Here is a 13,871-nt window from a genome sequence, read left to right as displayed (position 1 = left end):
TTTTGGAGAGGAACCGGGCAGTTATTGGCCGGATAAGTAGGCGATCGCCTCAGACATTTCCACCTGGGGAAACGCCTCGTAAAACCGGCTGACACTCATAAACGGATGGGGAGTTGCTAATACCAGGAGGCGATCGCACCACCGGCTTATCTCTTCCAGCAACTCCTCCGGGGCCACCGGCACACAGATCCAAATTTCGGCCAGATTTCGCTGTCGTAACGCCTGTACCGCCACCGCCATTGTCATCCCCGTGGCAATTCCATCATCCACCACCAGGGCCAAAGCCCCTGTCGAGTCCACCTGGGGACAAGCCGATGCCATTTGACTCCACTGCCCTTGAGCTTTCGCTTGAGCCTCCTGTTGAGCCATTTGCCGGACCTGATGTCGCAACAAACGCTGCCTCCCCCAGAGGACCTCTCCATCCGCCGTTACCGCACCCAGGGCCAATTCGGGGTTCTCTGGGCGCGTAATCTTTTTAGCCACAATGATATCCAAAGGACAACCCAATCGCTGTGCCAGGGGTGCGGCGATCGGCAATCCCCCTCGCGGCAACGCATAGACAATCGGGTTCATCCGCTTCAAGTCTGGATCGATTTCAGTCAGTTGTTGAATCACCGCCTCAGCCAGTTGTTGTCCGGCATCAGCGCGATCACGAAATAATGGGGCAGGTAACATCATCCCCTCCAGCCACATAGCACTTCAGTTGCCTCTATGATGGCTGATTTTTTCCAACCCTGATGGGTAATGAGTCACTTTATCCCCTTTTCTGTTAGGCTAAAACTAGCCTAAACCCGCTTAAACCTGGGTTTAAATCATTTAACCGGCTGATATAATTTACCTCTCTGGTTTTAAGTCGAAAACCGCCCTGACCGAAGAATCCCTCTTAAATTTCCCAAGGCTTTCAAGCCTTTTGTAAAAAGTTTATAATTTTAAATAAACAAAACTAAGGATACAAAATGACCGAAGAAAACCAGCTTAATTTATTTGACATCACCCCTTTTGATGCACCCCTTGATACTCCATCCTTTAATCCCGAACTGATTCCAACCCGTGCCGATATTCCCATTCCCCCCGGTACTTATAGCACCGTTGATGAACTGTCCATCCCCTGTAATCAATGCCACCGATGTGGATTAGGCGCGAATCGAACTCACGCGGTTATTGGCAGAGGAAATCCTCATGCCCCGATTATGATTATTGGGGAAGCCCCGGGTCAAACCGAAGATGAAACCGGATTACCCTTTGTCGGCAAAAGTGGAGAGTTATTAGAAAAAATCCTCGCCTCCGTCAAACTTTCCACCGAAAAAGACGTTTATATCTGCAATGTCAATAAATGCCGTCCCCCGGGAAATCGCGCCCCCACTCCAGACGAAATGGAAGCCTGTAAACCCTATCTTTTAGAACAAATTCGTCTAGTTAATCCCTCCATTATTTTATTAACGGGAGCAACAGCAGTTAAAGGATTACTCAAGGAAAAACGAGGAATTACTAAAATTCGGGGTCAATGGTTTGAATGGGAAGGAAAATTCTGTATGCCCATCTTTCATCCGGCCTATCTCCTCCGCAATCCATCCCGAGAAAAAGGTTCACCTAAATGGTTGATGTGGCAAGATGTCCAAACGGTCAGTGCCAAATTAGCAGAACTCGGACTGAAATAGTCAGGGGACTAAAAACCCTAATCCCTGTACCGACAATCTCGTAACCATAAACGGACCGCTTGAGCCATTTCACTATCACTACTATCTCGCGGAGGAGTGGGAATTGCCCCTTCTGGATATGCGGTGCGAGAAAACATTTGATTAACTCGCCACCCTTCATCAGTTTGGGATAAAAATAGCCAATGATATTGCTGATATTCGACAGATTGAGTGGCGGTATAATGACGTTCTAAAGTGGTGAAAAAGACTTGGGCGGCCGGATCGGCTCCTTCGATTTCTAAATCTCCAGGCAACCGAGAAACCGGAGGATGATTCACCCCTGAACCTTGAGGCAAAGGTTGAAACTCCGGACGACCCGCGAGAATTACGAACCGAGGAACATAATCTTGACTACTTCGTTGAATCGTGCGATTGACATAACCGGGCAAATCCGGCAGCAATTGGCTCATTAATAGGTCTAAATCCGCCGGACAGACCCCGCGAACCCCGGGAACAGAGGGAGAAACTTGGGCGATCGGCTGTGATATCCCGGCCCTAACCCCCACTGGTAAGAGAGACCCCGCGCAAGAGCACAGCAGAACCCCGGCAATTCTGGGAAGAACCCCCCCCAACCCGATGGCGTTGCTAAGGGGGGGCTTTTGAGAAATTTGGGTTTCCGATCCCCTCCCCTTACTAAGGGGGGGCTTAGGGTGGGGTCCCTCTTGAGCCATCATGGGAAGAACCCCCCCCAACCCGATGGCGTTGCTAAGGGGGGGCTTTTTAGAGATTCCGGTTTCCGGTCCCCTCCCCTTAGCAAGGGGAGGGTTAGGGTGGGGTTCTTCTCTTGCCCAATCCTGCATCATCCCTCTATCTCTTCACAAATCCGCTGAAATGCCGCCCCCGGGTCCTCCGAGGCGGTGATGGGTCGCCCAATCACCAAATAATCAGCCCCTGCTTTAATCGCCTCCCCAGGAGTCATCGCCCGTCGTTGATCTCCCGCTTCTGACCAAGTGGGACGAACTCCTGGACAGACTAACAGAAACTCAGACCCACAAACCGATCGCAATTGTGCCGCTTCATGAGGAGAACAAACCGCCCCAGGCAAGCCACTCTCTTTCGCTATTAAAGCCATCTGTAAGGCATATTCGGGCAATTCAACAGGAATTTTGAGGTCAAACGCTAAATCCCTGGAATTTAGACTGGTTAACAGGGTAATAGCAATCAATTTAGGCGCTTGCTCTCCAGCAGTTTCCACTAAGGCAGTTTGAGCATCTTTGAGTGCCCTGCGTCCACAGGTGGCGTGAATGGTCAGCAAATCGACTTGATACTGGGCCGCAGACCGACAGGCCCCGGCCACGGTGTTGGGGATATCGTGAAATTTCAGGTCGAGAAAAATCCGTTTTTGGCGAGTTTTAAGTTCCGAGAGGATGCTGGGACCGGAACTGACAAACAGTTCTAGTCCCACTTTCCAAAACGAGACCTCGGGAAGGGCATCAATTAGGGTGAGGGCATCGGTTTGAGTGGGGACATCCAGAGGAACGATAATGCGATCGCAAACAGACATAATTACAGGGGAGAGGGGGATAAAGGTTAGGACTGGACTAGGCGCACGAATTTCTTTTTACCGACTTGTAAAACCTTATGATTGAGGTCGGCAATGGATTCAAAGGAGAGATTTTCGTCAGCAATGCGATCGCCATCTAAACGCACTGCCCCCCCTTTAATCTGGCGTCGCGCATCAGAACTACTGGCGCATAATCCACTCAGATTGAGGATATAAAACAGTTTGGCGGGAAATTCCACCCCGGCCAACGAAAATTCTGGGACCGCTTCAGCTTGGGTTGCATCCCCTTGGACCAGGGTTTCCGCTGCGCGTCGGGCCTCTTTTGCCGCCTCTTCCCCATGTTGATGGGCCACCACCGTGGTTGCCAGTAATTTTTGGCGATCGCGAGGGTTTTCCGGTAACTCGTCCAATGCTAACGGGGTTAACAGTTCAAAATATTGCTCAATCAGGGAGTCGGGAATCTTCTCCAACTTGGAATACATGGATAGGGGTTCTTCCGCCAGACCCACATAATTATTCAGGGATTTAGACATCTTCTGGGTGCCATCGGTCCCCAACAAAATCGGCATGAGGAGGCCAAACTGAGGCACTTGGCCGAAATAGCGCTGTAAATCCCGTCCCACGGCAATATTAAACTTTTGGTCCGTCCCGCCCAGTTCCACATCGGACTGAACCGCTACCGAATCATAGCCTTGCATCAGGGGATAGAGGAACTCATGGAGGTAGATGGGGTTGCCTTTCTCGTAGCGATCGGCGAATCCCTCTTTCGCTAACATTTGTCCCACAGTCATCGTGGTTAAGAGTTCCTGAATTTTGGCTAAATTCAGTTTTGACAACCACTCGGAGTTGTAGCGAATTTCGAGACGTCCGGGGGTATCGAAATCTAAAATGGAACGAACTTGGTCGAGATAGGTTTGGGCATTGCGCTGGACATCTTCTGCCGTGAGTTGGCGACGGACTTCTGATTTGCCCGTGGGGTCGCCAATTTGGGCAGTAAAGTCCCCAATAATCAAAACTGCTGTATGACCGGCATCTTGAAACGCCCGCATTTTGCGGACCGGGATGCTGTGACCCAGGTGGATATCGGCACCCGTGGGGTCGATGCCTAACTTAACCCGTAAGGGGCGGTCTGCAAGGTGCAGACGGGCAACCAAGGACTCATTAGGGTCCGGGGATTCAGGTTGATTGGGAAAAATTTCGCTGACACCACGGTGCAGCCAGGATAAACTTTGATTCAAGGGTTTTATCTTCTAATGCCAGGTTGTACAAATGCTTGAGTTGCTTGGTGACTTACAAGTGTACCGAAAAATTGGGTAACCCCTCACTCTACCTATTCTAAATAAGGTTGATTTCGGATCCGGGGGTCGGGAACGTAATCAGGGGTTGACGGAGTGAAGCGTACTATAATTGCCAAAATTAGAGTGCCAAAATTAGCGCTAAAAATCAGTGCTAAAAACCAAGACTGTATTCCTGTGGAGTGTTTCAGGGATAACGTGCTATGTTCAGGCCCCCTCTACTCCGGTCAGCGTCGGGGAATTTCAAAGGGGGCGATCGACCACAAACACCAAACTTCAGTTCCAGGGACTACACTGAGATGGCGATCGGGGGATCCGGATTGTTCGGGTTGCAACTTGTCGATCTATTTAGGGAATTTAGGGAATTATGGGAGGAAGCGTTTGGCACTCCGGCAGAAATGGACCAGGGATGATAAACTGCATCGGTAAAATCGCTTCCACCAATTGTTCTGCGATCGCGCTAAAATTGCTCCCAAATGACTTGACCTCGCCTGTATCCCCAGTTGCCCGGTCCGCCTTTCATCCTATTGAGCTTTGATTAGAGAGGAAGTAAAATCGCCGTGTCTACTAACACGATTAGACAAAATCCCCCTGGAGACTCCGCACCAATTTTCAGCTTTTTTCAGGGCGTCAGCAAAGTCACCGCAGGAACTCTGCTCGGAATGACCATGTTGCTCAGTTCGGTCGTGGCTGGTGGACTGGTCGGCTTGGCCTTGAGCTTCCGCAACCTTCCTGACGTCCGAGTGTTACGCACCTATGTTCCCACAGAAACGACTTACATTTACGATATTAATGGGACTCTTTTAACCCGGATTCATGATGAAGCCAACCGGGAAGTGGTTCCTTTAGATAATATTTCCCCGAACCTCAAACGAGCCGTTCTAGCCATTGAAGACAGCCACTTTTACCTCCACCACGGAATTAACCCCGGGGGGGTGATGCGGGCCTTGGTCGCCAACATCGAGCAAGGGGAGACCGTCGAAGGTGGCTCGACCCTGACGATGCAGTTGGTTAAAAACCTCTTTTTGTCTCCGAATCGCTCCTTTAGCCGGAAATCGGCTGAGGCGGTTCTGGCGATTCGCATGGAGCAAATTCTCGAAAAAAACGAGATTTTAGAACTCTATCTGAATCAGGTGTACTGGGGGCATAACTTATATGGGATTGAAACGGCTTCCCAGAGTTATTTTAATAAGCCCTCCTCGGAGTTGACCCTGGCAGAGTCGGCGATGCTGGCGGGCATCATCCAGGCCCCGGAAGAATTTAGTCCTTTTGTGAACTATCCCCTCGCCAAACAACGGCAGGCGGTGGTACTGGGCCGAATGCGTGACCTGAAGTGGATTACCGCAGAAGAGGAAGCAGAAGCTCGTAAGCAACCGCTATTGGTGGGACGAATTACCTCATTCGGTCAAAGTAATCTCCCCTATGTCACCGATGCGGTGATTCAGGAGTTGACTCGCCGTTTCGGGCGGGATGCAGTCCTCAAGGGCGGGATGCGGGTTCAAACCACGATTGATATGAATTTCCAACGGATGGCGGAAGAAACGGTCCGGCGTTGGCATGAGCGGCTGTATTATCAGGGACTGTTCTATAGCCGCACCAATGGTCAAGTTGCCCTAGTGGCGGTAGATCCGCGCACTCACTTCGTGAAAGCGATGGTGGGGGGTGTGGATTTTCAAAGCAGCCAATATAACCGAGCGATTCAGGCGCGACGGCAAACGGGTTCGGCGTTTAAGCCGTTTGTTTATTATGCGGCCTTTGCTCACGGTGGCTACGGCCCGGATTCCATTGTCCAAGATAGCCCGGTGAGCTATCGTGACGGGGATGGGTATTACTCACCGCAAAACTATGGCGGCGGTTTTTCAGGGGCGGTATCGATTCGCAAGGCATTGGAAGTCTCTCTGAACATTCCAGCGATTAAACTCGGCCAAGCGGTGGGTTTAAATAAAGTCATTGAAATTTGCCGTTCCCTGGGAATTACCAGTCCGATGGAACCTGTGATTTCTATGCCGTTAGGGGCGATCGATATGACGCCGATGGAAATGGCTGGGGCTTTTGCCACTTTTGCCAGCAATGGTTGGCATTCGGATCCGACCTTTATTGTCCAAGTGACGGATAGCATGGGAAATATCTTGCTGGACAATACCCCTAAACCTAAGCTGGTCCTCGATCCTTGGTCGGTGGCCTCTCTGACGAATGTCCTGCAAGGGGTGATTAGTCAGGGAACGGCAACCAGTGCCCGGATAGGCCGTCCAGCGGCTGGGAAGACGGGAACGACTTCTTCTCAACGGGATATCTGGTTTGTGGGGTATGTTCCTCAATTATCCGCTGCGGTCTGGGTCGGCAATGATGATAACAGACCTTTGGCTTCTGGAGCGACGGGTGGCGGTTTTGTTGCCCCCATTTGGCGAGATTTCATGCATCAGGCGATGCAAGGGAAGCCGGTGGAAAACTTCCCCTCTCCTGGGCAGTTTGACCCCCCGCAATAAGTCGGTTTGGCCGGGGAAATTGGGAAAATGGGGGAGATGGGGAGAAGAAACGACTGAAGTCGGGACGTTGAACGGGGGAGAAGGACTGAAGTCAATCTCCCGTCTCTCCCATCTCCCATCTCTCCCCCATCTCCCGTCTCTCCCCCATCTCAATCAGGAGTCTATGTGGGCGCTCATTTCCCTTTGACTAGGGGTAAAAGAGTCCCTGGGCGATAGGGATGTTGACTCGGTGGTGAGCTTTTAAGTCTCTTGTTCTAATTGCTTTTTCATGCGCTCTAGGGTTTGGTGCATTTGTTGAAACATTTGCTGCGGTGTCATGCCAAATTGACCCAGTTGGGTCTTAAGCTGTTCAACGGTCATTTGGGCCATGAAGTCTTCGGAAAGTTCAAAGCGTTTCATAAAAATGCTGTACCGATCCATCATGGCTTCCATGCGGTCGATATAGAGCTTTTTCCCTTCTCTATCAAATTTTCCGTAATTGCTGCCCAGTTGGATCAAAGAACGATAATCTTCAAACAGCTCTTTGGCTTCTTGCTGAACGATTTCAGAATCAAAAAAACCCATTGTTTTCCCAGTTTCTCTTATACTCGTTTCCCCGGTCGGTGGGAGTTCCCACCCTCTATCTTATTATTTTAGTGCAGTGGTGGAAAATGGTTTTAGTCAAGAATAGATTTCTACCGGGTTTTTGAGGGAAATTTGCCGTTAATTGTCGAGGAAACCGATCCGATTGACGGGCCAAAATCGCCCGACTGCGCGGCCAATGATGTTGGTTTTGGGTAAAAACCCCCAAACATGGGAATCATTACTGTTATTACGGTTATCTCCCATGACAAATACGGTGTCGTTGGGGACTTGTTGGGGACCCCACTCATAGTCTGGGGGTTCGGCGATATATTCTTCTTGTAAGGGTTCGTCATTGAGGTAGAGTTGGCCGTTGTGAATGCGGACAAACTGACCTTCGGTGGCAATGACTCGTTTGATAAAGGCTTGGTTTTTGGTGTAACCGTACTGTTGAAGGGCTGCTGGCGGGTCGAAGACGATGATATCTCCGGTGGTGGGCGATCGCCAGTGATAGGAGAGTTTTTCGACGACGATGCGATCGCCGACTTCTAGGGTCGGGACCATTGAAACGGAGGGAATAAATCGCGGTTCCGCGACAAAGGCTCGAATCCCTAGGGCTAAAATCAAGGCGATCGCCAAAATTTGCACGTTGTCTCGCAACTGCTTCCACCCGCTTGATTCGATGGGGTCTGTTGTTTTTAATTCCGTTTTCTCAGAGGTCATCTCCAGTTCCCTTCTCCCATGAGGCCAGATCTGCCCGCTTTACTTCTGGCATCCGTTCCAGATCCGCAGGCATCTCGATGTTTGCTTGTGTCTTTTTATCTTACATCCTCCCCGCCCTAGCATCTAATCGGGGACTCAACTCGGCGAGTCCCGATTGATGGCTGAAGAGATTTAGAAGATGAAGTAGAGGCCCCAACCGAGACTCAACCCCAAGGTTGCTACGACAAATAAAATTAAAAAATCTTGCCAGGGACGGAACGGACCCGTTTGCAGGTCCAGTCTAGCCATCGCGGCGGAGACAAATAACGCTAATCCGTAAGCGGAAATATGCAACCAAGACAGGAAAACCACGAGAAAAAAAGCACCGGACATGACTGTAAAAAATGTCCGGTAATCGGATTTTAACCAACGCACTGAAAACGTGCGGATAATTGACCAAGGTGCTGCTAAAGCCTCGGCCATCAGAAAGGTCAAAATGAGAGATAAAACCCACACCCACAAGGGGGATTGGGTGGTGGCTAATCTCCAGCCAAAGTTAAAATAAGTCAGCGCAAGCAGGAGCAGAGACAGCCGGGGCAGGTTTTTGAAAAACAACATGGAATCTCCTCGGACACTTGTTACAAACCCACGCCTGGAGGGTTTCCCCCATCCTGGGGACCTTAAAGATTTGTGGAAATAGCTTGGACGGGACAAGTGGGAATACATTGTTCACAAACGACACAGCGCGATCGCGTGAAATTCAGTTGAAAACTCTCCCGGTTGAGATGCAGGGCTTCTGTTGGACAAACTCCGGTACAAAGTCCGCAGTGAACACAAATTTCTTCATCAATTGATATCTCCCGCGAGGCCAAGGAAATGGTAATATCATGGGCGCGCATCCAATCCATTGCCGCATCCAGTTGATCAATATCTCCGGATAATTCAACCACCAGAGTACCGACTTGGTTGGGGGCAACCTGGGCCCGAATAATATTAGCAGCAACGTTAAAATCTTTCGCCAATCGATAAGTAATTGGCATTTGCACTGACCGTTTAGGAAAGGTTAGGGTAACTCGTTTTTTCACGGTTTACTTTGAATGAATTGCTTTAGATGAGGAAAGGGGTAAAACGCGGTGGGGAATTGACTGACGAATTCTTATCAAGATTCCCGAATCTTATTCTAGCGTGGCTTCTCTACAAAATGCAGTTCGCGCCCACTCCTCCACCCCGACCCTAACGCAGAATCCCCTCCCCATCGCCTCATCCCTCGTAATGGGCGATCGTTCGCTAAACTAGAAACAACTTGTAATAATTGGTAATCAAAGAGGCGATGACTGCGAATTTACCTGAAAAAACCCCGACTTCATTCCTGAATCAACTTAGAAATCTGATTATTGTCCTTACCGCTACGGTCCTGGCGGTGGGAATTTTTCTGGGATTACGGACGGAATCGAGTACGGTTTCCTTAACGGATCTGGAGACGGATTCAATCCCTTATGAGGTGGCACTGGAGAATGGCAAACCAACTCTGATGGAATTTTATGCTAATTGGTGCACGAGCTGTATGGCAATGGCACCGTTCATGAAAGAACTGGAAACGGAATATGCAGAAAGCGTTAATTTTGTGATGTTGAATGTGGACAATACCAAGTGGTTACCGGAGTTGACTAAATATCGGGTAGATGGCATTCCTCATTTTGTGTTTTTAGGTGGAGATGGAGAGGCGATCGCGGAGGCGATCGGGGAAATCCCTCAAGGCGTGATGGCGGAAAATATCGAAGCTTTAATTGCCGGTAATCCGTTACCTCATGCCAAGGCTAAAGGTCAAAGTTCAGTATTGAATAGTGCGGCAGTCCCGAAAAATGCCAGTAAAACTGACCCCCGCAGTCATAGCGCTCAAGTTGTAAATTAAGGGTTTTGTAATGGGGGTAAAATTGGAGAAACTCAGATGTTTGTTTAGTAGAGAGAAAGCGGGCATTTTGCTGGCACTCCTCAAGCATCGGTACAGGATTATCTCCCCAGGAGCAGAAACCGGATTTTTGCCTAAATTTGTGATAAATTGGCATAAATTGTGTGAAAAAGTCCGGTTTCCAGCCCCTGAAATTACCTCAAAATACAAGAAATAACTCTTACTTTTCTACCCATTTGCGGACTAATTGAGCGAGCCGATCGCTACTGTCGGGAACGGCTAACGCACCGGCTGCCTCTGCCATTTTCTGCAAAGATTCCGGTGATTTGATCCAATCTAAAACTTGCTGTTCCAACTGTTGCGCGGTTAGCTCTTTTTGTCGATACAGTACGGCGGCCCCTGCATCGGCAAAGACGGCTGCATTATAGGCTTGATGATCTTCTGCGGCAAAGGGATAAGGGATTAAAATAGAGGGAGTTTTTGTGACCGCTAATTCGGTTAAAGTCCCTGCACCGGCCCGACTAATCACCAGGGTAGCGCGATGCAATAATCCCGCCATATTGGGATAAAATGGCATAGAAATATAGTGCGGATGCTGAAAACTATTGACTTCTGGATCATTGTCTCCGGTTTGATGGAAAATCCAGGCACCGGCATCAATCCAAGATTGAGCGCATTCGCGCACCAATTTGTTGATAGCAACTGCGCCTTGGGAACCTCCGGCGATCGCAATTAAAGGGACATTTTCTGGAATGGGTAAATCCAATTCCGGGGTAGCGAGGAAAGGCGATCGCACCGGAGTTCCCACCACAGCAGTGTTTGCCTTGGGTAAATATTGCGCCGCCTTCTCAAACCCGATCGCCACCACAGTACAAAACGGACTAAAGGTGCGGGTGACTTTCCCCGGCAGGGCGTTAGACTCATGAAGGATGGCCGGTAATCCCAAAGAACGGGCTGCTAAAATGGCTGGGGCGGCAATATAACCCCCCGTGGTAAAGACACCGTGAAATTCTCCGGTTTTGAGCAAGCGGCGCACTTGAAACACGGAACTGACGAGTCGGAAGGCGATTTTGAGGGTGCCAAGTCCCAGACGCTGTTGAAATCCTTCTACGTTTACGGTGTGCAATGGATAGCGATCGCCAATGAGTTGAGTTTCCATGCGGTTGGGAACCCCCAACCATTCAATCTGATAGTCTGGGAGTTGTTCTGCGGTGGCGAGTGCTGGGAACAAATGCCCACCTGTGCCACTCGCAGCAATCAGTAGTCGAATCGGTTTATTTGCCAAGTCGGTTGCCTCTGGTTGTGGTTTCCTGGGGATAATTTTCGGTTGGATGCAACAATCGCGATCGCATCTAAACTATAAATTTAAACGGGTTGAACGCTCAATATCGAGAGCCTGTGCCATCGAATTCAGTTCATCCCTGCGGAAATCCCCGGTTCTGTTTGGAAGACTACTATTAGGATCTGTTCTGTCGTGTCTTGTTGAAGCCCTCCCCATGACTAATCCGTTGAGCTTACTGCAATCCCATTTCCGCCCTTCACGGCAATCCACCGGGATCCCGAGTCGTGAACCTTCGGCGATCGCTGCTTTGATGCTTGGTTTCACCCTGTGGTGTGCCGGAGGGGCCACACCAACCCGGGTTGCCGCAGCTACGGCTCAAACTGCACCCCCAGAACTTAACCGGATTCTCCAGGATATTGATGCTGCCGCCAATCGGCAAGATATTCAAGGGGTGATGCAGTTTTATAGTCCAACTTTTGTCAATTCTGATGGATTAGATTATCAGAGTTTAAGGGAAGGGTTAACCCAACTCTGGCAGCGTTATCCCAATCTGAGCTATCGCACAGAAATCGAGTCTTGGGAACGGGATGGGAATGGATTTAAGGTAGAAACAGTCACCGAAATTACTGGGGTTGAGACTCAAAACGATCGCAATTTAAGGTTAACCGCAACAGTGCGATCGCAGCAGCATTATAGTAATCAACAAATTGTTCGTCAAAATATTCTGGCCGAACGCAATCAAATCACCACGGGCGAAAATCCCCCCACCCTCCAAATTAATTTACCCGAAGAAGTCCGCACCGGGGAGCGTTATAACTTCGATGCGATCGTTGTTGAACCCCTGCGAAATGATTTAATCCTCGGCTATGCAGTGGAAGAACCCGTTCGCACGACCCAATATTTAATCCCTTCAGATTTGAAATTAGAACCCCTCTCCGCTGGAGGTCTCTTTAAAATCGGTCAAGCCCCATCCACAGAAGATAATCGCTGGATTTCCGCCATTATTGTTCGCAAAGATGGCATCACAATGGTTACCCATCGCCTCCGGATTGTCGCCCCTTAATTTTGAGTTTGATTCTATCCCCAGGTAGCTGTTCTCTTACAAATCAAACAATTCGGCACAGGAGTAAGAGCATCTTGCTCCCTATTGACATCTTGCTCCAACAAAGTTAGACCTCTTGCAAAATTCCGAATTGCTCCCCCCAACCCCCCTTAGTAAGGGGGCTTAAGAGATTTATGCAAGAGGTCTCTTAATGTTAGGACCCAATTGCTGTAAGAGGCTTATATAAAAAAGCATTCTGGTTCCCGTTAAAAGAGGACCGGAATGCTTTTTTATGGCTCAATTTAATTCCCCACAACCCTAACGATAAAAATCTAATTCATTAACCTGAAATATTTTTAACGATTAAATAACGGTAAATAATATCCTATCTTTGTTTAGGGTTGGCGTGGAAATTAGGTGAGTTTCGTTTTAAGGATTGACCTGGCCCAAAAACCATGTATTTGGTGCCGGGATACACCCAGAAGAGAAAAACCGTATTTTTAGAAATTAACCAGGCTAATTCTTCCTGGGGAATAATAGAGTTAGCTAGGAGGGTGGTGGCGAGGGAATGTAAAATTAATGCGCCCCCCGACACAATGATATAACGACCTAGAGATTCGGCCAAACCGTGCTGCTTGCTATGACGAAATACCCAAAGTCGGCAAATGGTAAAATGGAGCAGGGCTCCGGCTAGAGAACCGAGGGCTGCTGCGGTGGAAATTGGTAGCTCTAATCCTCGGTTGAACAGAGTAAAGACTACAAAATCAAGGGTAGTTGCCAGCCAAGAGGCAACACTCATTTTACTAATATCTCGAATGTGTTCTATGAGCGCTCTCATTACACGCTTAGGTCTTTGATTGCATAAATACCGTACCGTTGAATCCGCAGACAGGTTAAACATTTTCACCAGTCACGAAAAAAGAGGCATCAAGCTTCCCACCCTCTGGAAGGGGTGCGGGATCAGCATACAGCATCCTCGTACCAATGAGTACAATTAACCATCATGAGCGAGGATTGGGGAAGCTGCTGCTGAGAGTCCTGACCTCCTATTTATTGTATTCTGGTAGAGAAAATGGGGAGGCAGTGTGTCAGTTGATCAACTGGCTATGGGTTGGGGTTAGGCTGAAATCCGCTCTGATTCGCCCTAAACCGATATGGGTTTTAACCCGATGATCTTTAGAGACGGGAGATTTTAGGTCTTGACATTGCTTTCACCGGATATCCCCATGATAGCGCTAGGGGGAAATGAGGGAGGGAAGCGGGAGAATGGGGATTGAGGTGGAATTTTTCACCCGGGCTGTATTTTGAGGAATTAGGGTCAGAATCCAGTCTGGATTGAGGCGGAATTGCGGGGGTTATCCAGGTGGGAAGCGGCGGAAAATTTTTGACCGAT

14 protein-coding genes are annotated in these 13,871 nt (G+C 49.2%); 4 read left to right on the top strand and 10 right to left on the bottom strand.

Annotated features, from left to right (window positions below):
* Nucleotides 1-21: 21 nt before the first annotated feature.
* Nucleotides 22-675 carry a phosphoribosyltransferase gene (locus tag NG795_RS09805; protein WP_436836044.1) on the bottom strand — a complete coding sequence of 218 codons (654 nt, stop codon included), beginning with the start codon at nt 673-675 and terminating at the stop codon, nt 22-24.
* Between the two features lie 281 nt (nt 676-956).
* Between NG795_RS09805 and NG795_RS09800 the strand changes: the two genes are divergently transcribed.
* Nucleotides 957-1,658, top strand: coding sequence for a uracil-DNA glycosylase (locus NG795_RS09800; RefSeq protein ID WP_367288483.1), 702 nt, complete (start codon nt 957-959; stop codon nt 1,656-1,658).
* A 17-nt stretch (nt 1,659-1,675) separates the two neighbouring features.
* Here NG795_RS09800 and NG795_RS09795 read toward each other — a convergent pair whose 3' ends face one another.
* From NG795_RS09795 to tyrS, 3 genes are all read right to left on the bottom strand, one after another.
* Nucleotides 1,676-2,203 (bottom strand): hypothetical protein, encoded by a 528-nt coding sequence (locus NG795_RS09795; RefSeq protein ID WP_367288482.1) that lies wholly within the window; start codon nt 2,201-2,203, stop codon nt 1,676-1,678.
* A gap of 293 nt (nt 2,204-2,496) precedes the next feature.
* The gene (pyrF, locus tag NG795_RS09790) at nt 2,497-3,201 is read right to left on the bottom strand and encodes an orotidine-5'-phosphate decarboxylase (protein WP_367288481.1); all 705 of its coding nucleotides are present in this window, start codon (nt 3,199-3,201) and stop codon (nt 2,497-2,499) included.
* Between the two features lie 26 nt (nt 3,202-3,227).
* Complete coding sequence (gene tyrS / locus NG795_RS09785) at nt 3,228-4,439, bottom strand: tyrosine--tRNA ligase (RefSeq protein WP_367288480.1); 1,212 nt, start codon at nt 4,437-4,439, stop codon at nt 3,228-3,230.
* A gap of 617 nt (nt 4,440-5,056) precedes the next feature.
* Between tyrS and NG795_RS09780 the strand changes: the two genes are divergently transcribed.
* Nucleotides 5,057-6,982, top strand: a complete 1,926-nt coding sequence (locus NG795_RS09780) for a transglycosylase domain-containing protein (RefSeq protein ID WP_367288479.1) — start codon at nt 5,057-5,059, stop codon at nt 6,980-6,982.
* A 240-nt stretch (nt 6,983-7,222) separates the two neighbouring features.
* Here NG795_RS09780 and NG795_RS09775 read toward each other — a convergent pair whose 3' ends face one another.
* The 4 genes from NG795_RS09775 to NG795_RS09760 all read right to left on the bottom strand — a co-directional run bounded on the left by NG795_RS09775 (nt 7,223) and on the right by NG795_RS09760 (nt 9,330).
* Nucleotides 7,223-7,546 (bottom strand): DUF1825 family protein, encoded by a 324-nt coding sequence (locus NG795_RS09775; protein WP_367288478.1) that lies wholly within the window; start codon nt 7,544-7,546, stop codon nt 7,223-7,225.
* A 138-nt stretch (nt 7,547-7,684) separates the two neighbouring features.
* Nucleotides 7,685-8,266, bottom strand: coding sequence for a signal peptidase I (lepB, locus tag NG795_RS09770; RefSeq protein WP_367288477.1), 582 nt, complete (start codon nt 8,264-8,266; stop codon nt 7,685-7,687).
* A 171-nt stretch (nt 8,267-8,437) separates the two neighbouring features.
* The gene (locus NG795_RS09765; protein ID WP_367288476.1) at nt 8,438-8,863 is read right to left on the bottom strand and encodes a hypothetical protein; all 426 of its coding nucleotides are present in this window, start codon (nt 8,861-8,863) and stop codon (nt 8,438-8,440) included.
* A 62-nt stretch (nt 8,864-8,925) separates the two neighbouring features.
* The gene (locus NG795_RS09760) at nt 8,926-9,330 is read right to left on the bottom strand and encodes an NIL domain-containing protein (RefSeq protein WP_367288475.1); all 405 of its coding nucleotides are present in this window, start codon (nt 9,328-9,330) and stop codon (nt 8,926-8,928) included.
* A 245-nt stretch (nt 9,331-9,575) separates the two neighbouring features.
* Here NG795_RS09760 and NG795_RS09755 point away from each other — a divergent pair, with 245 nt between their 5' ends.
* Nucleotides 9,576-10,157 carry a thioredoxin family protein gene (locus NG795_RS09755; protein WP_367288474.1) on the top strand — a complete coding sequence of 194 codons (582 nt, stop codon included), beginning with the start codon at nt 9,576-9,578 and terminating at the stop codon, nt 10,155-10,157.
* A gap of 217 nt (nt 10,158-10,374) precedes the next feature.
* Here the strand turns inward: NG795_RS09755 and murG are convergent, their stop codons facing one another.
* Nucleotides 10,375-11,439, bottom strand: coding sequence for an undecaprenyldiphospho-muramoylpentapeptide beta-N-acetylglucosaminyltransferase (gene murG, locus NG795_RS09750; RefSeq protein WP_367288473.1), 1,065 nt, complete (start codon nt 11,437-11,439; stop codon nt 10,375-10,377).
* A gap of 211 nt (nt 11,440-11,650) precedes the next feature.
* Here murG and NG795_RS09745 point away from each other — a divergent pair, with 211 nt between their 5' ends.
* A complete protein-coding gene (locus tag NG795_RS09745) occupies nt 11,651-12,499 on the top strand; it encodes a DUF8623 domain-containing protein (protein WP_367288472.1) in 849 nt (282 codons plus the stop codon).
* A gap of 364 nt (nt 12,500-12,863) precedes the next feature.
* On the opposite strand, the gene NG795_RS09740 is transcribed toward NG795_RS09745, so the two are convergent.
* The gene (locus NG795_RS09740) at nt 12,864-13,277 is read right to left on the bottom strand and encodes a GtrA family protein (protein WP_367288471.1); all 414 of its coding nucleotides are present in this window, start codon (nt 13,275-13,277) and stop codon (nt 12,864-12,866) included.
* Nucleotides 13,278-13,871 lie beyond the last annotated feature (594 nt).

The organism is Laspinema palackyanum D2c (assembly GCF_025370875.1).
Lineage (GTDB): Bacteria > Cyanobacteriota > Cyanobacteriia > Cyanobacteriales > Laspinemataceae > Laspinema > Laspinema palackyanum.
This window is presented reverse-complemented; position numbering and strand designations above follow the sequence as displayed.